General features: G+C 45.8%; 2 protein-coding genes. Both read left to right on the top strand.

Features of this window, described 5'->3' with window-relative positions; genetic code table 11:
• A partial coding sequence (locus tag A3751_RS20725) for a diguanylate cyclase (protein ID WP_156492694.1) occupies nt 1-260 on the top strand: 260 nt, incomplete at its 5' end.
• Nucleotides 261-512: 252 nt separating this feature from the next.
• Complete coding sequence (locus tag A3751_RS20720; protein WP_068457254.1) at nt 513-1,433, top strand: mechanosensitive ion channel family protein; 921 nt, start codon at nt 513-515, stop codon at nt 1,431-1,433.
• The last annotated feature ends 136 nt before the right edge of the window (nt 1,434-1,569 follow it).

Raw genomic sequence — 1,569 nt, 5'->3', positions numbered from 1 at the left:
GTGAAGAGTTTTTGGTCGTGCTCTTTAATTCAGACAGAGAGCAAACATCTGCGTATTGCGACAGACTGCATCAGCGCATTAAGGCAAGCACTAACGAAGGCCCCTTGTACACCGTCAGCATTGGTGTAGCTCAGTTAACTGAAGATCAAATCGACCAGCCAAATGTGCTCGACACACTCATCAAGCAGGCAGATCAAGCCCTTTACCAGGCCAAAGCGAACGGTCGAAACAGAACAACGTTTTTCGAGCAAGCGAGCTAAGCTTAGTCCATAACACTCAACGAACAGACCAGCACCTTGGCTCTCGTTTTCTTTGCGTTCCGGCAAGCACTTCCTTCAAACACGCACCCTGAAAAAATTTCATACCCATGTAAAAAGCGGCCTGTTATTTAAGAGACAGCGCGAGGCCACGCAGGGCCGATAATCCGAATAAGCGATTAAACTCAACGACTTATAAAGAACGGTACGGTATTCGCTTCAGTCATGGGGTATTTTCGAATGAAGGATGAAGCTATGGACAACGCGTTAAATGATGCAACGCTGCAACGCATTGAAGAGTTGATCGATGAAAAGCTCTACGGATGGTTTGAAACGACCCTGACCCATATCCCCAATTTCATTGTCGCGCTTGTTATTCTTGTTGTTTTTTTTATCACCGCAAAAATCGTCGCGATGGTTCTGAGAAAAGTTTTCTACAAAGGGATGGAGTCTCATCAGGTTGCAGATTTAATGCTGACGATTATGCGCATTATCATCATCGGTCTTGGGTGTTTTATTGCACTGGATTTTTTAGGGTTGAAAGGGACCGTCACTTCACTCCTTGCGGGTGCTGGTATTGTCGGCCTGGCGCTAGGTTTCGCTTTCCAAGACATTACCGAGAACTTTATTGCCGGTGTTGCAATGGGCATCCGCAAGCCATTTCGCCCTGGTGACATCATTCAAACCTCTGAAGTCTTTGGAACAGTGAAGTACCTCAACTTTCGCAACACCATCATCGAGACCTTCTCCGGGCAGCTTGAAATCGTGCCAAACAAGCATCTATTTCGTAATGTGCTAACAAACTATTCTTACTCGGGTGAGCGTCGCATTGATGTGCCTGTTGGCATCTCATACTCTGATGACATTGATGCAGCAAGTAAGGCGATTACAAACAAGCTCAACACCCTTAACGGTGTGATTCGCCAGGACGAAACCTCTTGTTATGCAGCGGGGTTTGGAGATTCTAGTATCGACTTGGTGGCGCGCTTTTGGATTCATTACCCAGACGGAGATTACCTGAGAAAAATGCATGAAGCCGTCGCTGCCATTCATTCAGCTCTAAACGAAGAAGGCATTTCGATTCCATTTCCAATCCGAACGCTCGATTTTGCTGTAAAAGGAGGTCAAGCCTTGGATGAAAGCGTTATACAATTCAAGAAAAAAAGCCAAGCCTAGTTTGTGCTGAACGCACACCACAGGTACATTGATCGAAAACCGAATCTACTCATTTTTTAAGAGATGCTATATGAGCCAAGCCCGCACTTTTATCCACGTCAGCAATAGCGATCTGCAAACGCTATTGATGCAGCTT

The organism is Oleiphilus sp. HI0080 (genome assembly GCF_001635135.1).
This window is presented reverse-complemented; position numbering and strand designations above follow the sequence as displayed.

Bases quoted from the DNA above. Each gene is read 5' to 3' on its own strand.
- A3751_RS20720 (WP_068457254.1), top strand. From the start codon at position 513: ATGGACAACGCGTTAAATGATGCAACGCTGCAACGCATTGAAGAGTTG.